The organism is Candidatus Nitrosopumilus sp. bin_68KS (assembly GCF_054095825.1).
The window spans coordinates 1-5,525 of record NZ_JBSWSP010000007.1; the positions used below are offsets into that span (position 1 = coordinate 1).

Below are 5,525 nucleotides of genomic sequence, written 5' to 3' on the forward strand. Positions count from 1 at the left end.
CAATTGCGACTCCTGCTGCTGCGCCAAATGCGGCCATACCTGCTTCTGCCATTTGATAAAAAACCACTTTACGAGCTTTTATAACTTTGCCAATATTTTTTCTCTAAAAACAAAATATCATAATATTCCAATATTATGATACTATACCAGATTATTTTGTAAATTCAAAACTGAGTTGATTTTCTTGGCCACTAGTCATTGAACTAAGATTGTAATAGACAGTACCAGAAACTTTCCATGTATTTGTACCATCCTCAAAGTCACTCCATAATTCTGGAGTATTGCCAGTATTTTTCAAAGTTATTTTATCCCTAAGCAAAATAGAATTCTCTCCAAGAAGAGTATAGTAGTTTGATCCAAATTCGACCATTCCTTCAGGCCTACTACCAATTTCTCCACCTGAAATTTGCTCATTTTCAGAATATCCTGTTTCAAATAATTGGTAATCCATTGTTTGAACTATAACAGAACGAGGATTAGGATTTGAAATTTTAAAAGCAATCTCAATAGTTGCGGTGCGTTCTGAAATTTTTGAAACTGAAATGTCTTCTAATTCTATTTCTAGAGGTTCGACCAACTGAATTTGAGTATTAGAAGAATTTTCTGAAGATGAAACTTCCATTGTAGGTCCTACTAAAAGGATACTACCCAATATCACTGCAAGTGCTGCAATAGCAATACCAACAAAGATTTTAGGATTCATAATTTTTCTATTTCCTCTTCATATCTTAAATGTTAAGATAGTTATTATACCATTGGAGCCTGAAAAAAATAATGCAATACTTTCAAGCAGTTCAACAAGGAAAACTAAGAGCTAGTAAATCACAAATGAAGATGTTTGATGTAGCTGGATTTGCAATGTTAACTTTAACTACTAAAAAAATTGATGGAAAATTTCATCCGGTGGGAGAGGAGGAATTTACAGCAGTAATTAATTCTCCAGATGGACATGTAGCAGTAATCGTAGATAAAGATGGATTTACAAAGGCTCAATCAAAGGCTGTAGAAAAAGAAGAAGCGTTATCAATTTACAAAAAACTTCGAGATACTGGAATTGATGAATATCCAGAAAAAGAAATTCAGATTTGGTCTGAAGCAAGACCAACAATTCAAAACCAGATAACTGAGTAATTATTTAGAATTAAGAATAATTTCTGTGCCTACATTTCCACCTTTAATGGCACTTTCAATATTTTTTGGGGTAGCTTTTAGAATTCTTGTTTTTATTTTTGAGCGCTCTATAATTTTCAGAGCTACAATATCCATTAAATCATATCCTCCAGCAACTGAATCTTCATGAACAAGCATATTTTTTAAATTCTTGAGATCAATGCGTCGGAATTTTTTTGCATTTTTGAATTTATTTGGATCCTTATCATATACTCCATCAACATCAGTTGCATTGAGAAATTGCTCTGCATGTACTTTTTCAGCAATCAAAGCTGCTGTACCATTTGTGCTTTGACCAGGATGTAGACCACCAGCAACTACAATTAATCCATCATCCACAGCATGTCTTACTTCCTGTAAGGTAGTTGGTGGGTGAGAATATGCTTTATTTTTTAGAGCATAAATCAACAATTTTGCATTTAGTCTTGAAATTTCGATTCCTAATTCGTCAAGAGTTGATTCATCTGCACCTGAAGATCTTGCATGGGAAATATAGTGTCGTGCAATATTTCCTCCTCCAGCAATAACTATAGGCTGACAAGTCTTGCTAATTTTTACTAAGAATTCTGCATAATCTTTTAAGACTTTGGCATTATCCATTCCAAAAATCTTTCCAGATAATTTAATTACAATTCTTTTTTTCATTTTAGATCACCAAGAATTGATTTTGCGGCAATTTCAACTTTCTTTCTGTTCTTATCATGAGTATAAATTCTAAGGATATTCATAAAGCCTGAAATTGCAGAAACAACAGGAATTTCTGAAATTGGCATCTCATTGGCAGATGATTTACCATTCTCATTTGAAATAAGAATTATAGATTTTGACTCATTTTTTGATGGTGCCAGAGGAATTGATGGAGTTACTGAGCTATCCACAAAGATTTCATTTTCTTGGACTTTGGATTTTTTAGAAATTACAGATCTGAGTTCATCAGTTCTTGTTTTTTTGAGATTTGTTTGACTTGTCAATATTCTTTCAAATACACATTTTAGCAATTTTCGATTTTGGTAGTCTTGAGCAAATTGTCTAGCTCGTTTTAATTTTGCAGATTTTGATGAGATTAGAGTGGATAAAACATACTCATCTGTAAGGTTTACAAATTCATGTAGATTAAAAGTCGTAAAGCCAAATTCATCATCAGACAATCTTAAGGCCTCAAGTAACATTACTTCTGCTGCTCTTACAGTTTTATGAAAATATACAGCCTTGAACATTTGATATCTTGAGTGCATCATAGATTCAAAGGAATACAGTGCTGAACGTTCTAATGCTAATTTTTTCTTATGTACATCAAGGGATTGTGTAATTCTTTTATGATCAATTTTTGCATGTTCAGCTCCAGTAAAATAACCATCTCTAAGTAAATAGTCCATCATGTCTGCACTTAGTGCACCTGAAACAATTTCATTTAGATATTGAAATTTGGAATCTCCAAATGCAATTTTAGTAACAAGTTTTTTGTCATAACCATTTTTTGATAATATATCACCAATTTCAGATTTTAGAATAATTTCTTTGCCAAAATCTTCATGAGAAATTTTTCTTTCCTGAATAATTTCCTCAAAAAGATGAGAGAACGGACCATGTCCTATATCATGCAAGAGTCCAGATAATCTGAGAATTTCAATATCATCTAGTTTTAAAATTCCTTTTTCATTTAATGCGTTACCTGCTTGACTTGCAATATGCATCACCCCCAATGAATGCTCAAATCGTGTGTGTTGAGCTGCAGGATAGGTCAAATGAGCACCTGAAAGTTGTCTTATTCGTCTTAATCTTTGAAAAATTGGATTATCAATTATGGATAATTCATGATCATATACACGAATGAAATCATGGATGGGATCAATTATGTCTGAATAATTTTTTTTCATAATCCTATTTTCTTTGAAAATGTTTTCATAATTTCTTCATGTACTTCTTGTTTAGATTTTGAGGCATCAATTATTTTCCAATTTTTTTTCTTTGCAGTAGTTCTGTAGATTTTAGAAATTTTTTGTAAAAATTCTTCATTTTTTTCAAATCTATCACGGTGAGTTTTTTGTCTATGAAAGGACTCTTTTTGAGTAACATCAAGTAAAATTACAAGATCGGCTTTTGGTAAACCGGCATCTAGATTCTCAAGCCATTTGGGTTTCAAACCATTGGCTATTCCATAAATAAGATTAGAGTGATAATAACGATTCATGATTAAAATAGAATTTTTTTCTTGTGCTGTTTTGATTTCATTGAGTTTTTCCCATCTATTAGCAGCTAATAGACAATGAATTACTTGTGGAGGGAATTTTCTTTTTCCATCCAAATATTTTCTAATTTCTTGTCCTATGGGTGTTTTATAATCAGGAAAATGAAATAGTTTAGTTTTGATCTTTCTTTTTTTTAGCGCTTTTTCTAGTAGTGTTGATTGAGTTAACTTTCCTGCCTGGTCTCCACCTTCTATTACAATAATCATAAGTTATCAAAACAGAGAAATTAATTGATTAAAAATCTATCAAGGTTTATAACCAAAAATTGAGCACATATCTCAAAATGGGATTAGTAAAATCTATGGCAAATGAAATGATGAAGGAAATTGGAAACAAATCAAGAGAATTCTATGAATTTGTTTTACCTCCAGTAGATATGCATCTTGATGATGATAAATTAACAGTGGTGATAGATATTCCAGGATTTGAAAAAAAAGATATTAAATTATCTATTAATGCAAATATTCTGTCAATTCAGGCATGCAAGGAAATTCCAAAAGAAAATAACCACATCACTATTTGTAATCAAAGACCAAACATAATTGATAAAAAAATTAGATTGCCAATTGAGTTAAAAGAAGGAGAAGAATCTGTCAATTCTGCAAAATACGAGCAAGGAGTTTTGACAATTATTGTTCCTGTTCAAAAACATGGAAAAGATATCAAAATAGAATAGTTATCGTTTTCTAAAAATTGCAAATATACTCATTATAATTAATGAACCAACCATTCCAGTAATTCCAATTGATTCATTTGTAGTATACAAAACAGAAGAGCCAATAAAAATTGCTGCTGAAAGAATACTTCCAGAGAGTAAAACATTAGATTTAGGTTTTGCATTCAAGAGATTTAAGGATCTATTTTCATCGAGGAATTTTTTGAGCTCAGGTGCTATAGAAATTGTAGCATCAATTGATTTTGCAAATCTATCAAAAGAACGTTTGATTTCTTCAATGTATGCATCTTTAATTAAACTCTCTTCTTCTAAAATTTCCCTTACAATTTTTACAAATCTAAAATTAACTTTGTGTGTTTTGTAAATTCCTTCAATAATTGATGCCATTCTCATATACAAAGCCAGATTTTTTGGAAGGATAAAAGGGAATTTACTCATAGTTTTGTTTGCAAGCTCCATCAAACTTTCCACTTCCATCTCATCAGGTTTTTTTCCATGCATTGCACGAACTGTAAGTTCAATTCCTTTTTCAATGACTGACCGATTAAAATCAGGAGTAAGCATTCCAAGATCATTCATTGCATTTACAGTTCTTGGAGGGTCTTTCTCAACTAATGCAAGATATAATCGAATCAATCTTAACCTAGTTTCATTATCTAATCTACCTACCATTCCATAGTCATACAGAATCAATTTACCATCATCAGTGACTGAAATGTTTCCAGGATGTGGATCAGCGTGAAATATGGAGTGTTTTAGAAGCATAGTAAAGAATACTTTATGGACATCAATTACGAGTTTTTGCCTATCAATTCCCTTCTCATTTAGTGCTTCAACATTAGTTATTTTGATTCCTGGAAGGTATTCCATCGTGAGGATATTTTTTGATGAATAATCATCATATACTGAGGGAACGACAACTTTACTGTTATTTCCCAAATCATGTTTGATTTTTTTGAGATTTTCTGATTCATTGGTATAATCCATTTCTTCATGGATTGTTTCGATAAATTGAGAGAGCATTGCTTTTGCTGAATAACGCAAGTTGGGATCTACAAATCTCAATGCTAATGGAAAAATTTTTTTTAAAACTTTGATATCTTCTGCTACAATTTTTTCAATTCCAGGTCTTTTGACTTTAATTACAATTTGTTTACCAGAAATAGTACCTCGATATACTTGACCTAATGATGCACCAGAAATTGAAACAGGATCTATCTGATCAAATTTCTTATCGATTGGTCCAAGATCTTTTTCAATAATTGATTTTGCCTGATCAAATGGAGCAGCTGGTACACTGTCCTGAAGTTTTGATAGTTCTTCTAGATATGGTTGAGGTAAAATATCTGCTCTAGAAGAAAGCCACTGTCCCAATTTTATGTAGACAGGTCCTAATGAGATAAAAGTAGCAAGTACTTTACGTGCATTCT

At 31.6% G+C, this 5,525-nt stretch carries 7 protein-coding genes; 2 read left to right on the forward strand and 5 right to left on the reverse strand.

Going from position 1 to position 5,525, the window contains the following annotated elements; translation table 11 throughout:
• Window positions 1–151: 151 nt before the first annotated feature.
• Window positions 152–703, reverse strand: coding sequence for a hypothetical protein (locus ACW9W3_RS02010; protein ID WP_457764500.1), 552 nt, complete (start codon window positions 701–703; stop codon window positions 152–154).
• A 71-nt stretch (window positions 704–774) separates the two neighbouring features.
• Between ACW9W3_RS02010 and ACW9W3_RS02015 the strand changes: the two genes are divergently transcribed.
• Window positions 775–1,131: a hypothetical protein gene (locus ACW9W3_RS02015; RefSeq protein ID WP_457764501.1), complete on the forward strand. Its 357-nt coding sequence runs from the start codon at window positions 775–777 to the stop codon at window positions 1,129–1,131.
• Here ACW9W3_RS02015 and pyrH read toward each other — a convergent pair whose 3' ends face one another.
• Genes pyrH through tmk form a run of 3 tightly spaced genes read right to left on the reverse strand, consistent with a single transcriptional unit; the run spans window position 1,132 to window position 3,625 of the window.
• Window positions 1,132–1,815, reverse strand: a complete 684-nt coding sequence (gene pyrH / locus ACW9W3_RS02020; RefSeq protein WP_457764502.1) for a UMP kinase — start codon at window positions 1,813–1,815, stop codon at window positions 1,132–1,134. It lies immediately after the preceding gene.
• Window positions 1,812–3,047, reverse strand: a complete 1,236-nt coding sequence (locus ACW9W3_RS02025) for an HD domain-containing protein (protein WP_457764503.1) — start codon at window positions 3,045–3,047, stop codon at window positions 1,812–1,814. The genes pyrH and ACW9W3_RS02025 overlap by 4 nt, the downstream gene beginning before the upstream one ends.
• Window positions 3,044–3,625, reverse strand: coding sequence for a dTMP kinase (gene tmk / locus ACW9W3_RS02030; protein WP_457764504.1), 582 nt, complete (start codon window positions 3,623–3,625; stop codon window positions 3,044–3,046). Before tmk ends, ACW9W3_RS02025 begins: the two co-directional genes overlap by 4 nt.
• Before the next feature lie 77 nt (window positions 3,626–3,702).
• Between tmk and hsp14 the strand changes: the two genes are divergently transcribed.
• Entirely contained in the window at window positions 3,703–4,095 is a 393-nt protein-coding gene (hsp14, locus tag ACW9W3_RS02035) for an archaeal heat shock protein Hsp14 (RefSeq protein ID WP_457764505.1), read from the forward strand.
• Here hsp14 and ACW9W3_RS02040 read toward each other — a convergent pair.
• The coding region (locus tag ACW9W3_RS02040; RefSeq protein WP_457764506.1) for an ABC1 kinase family protein at window positions 4,096–5,525 on the reverse strand (1,430 nt) is incomplete at its 5' end.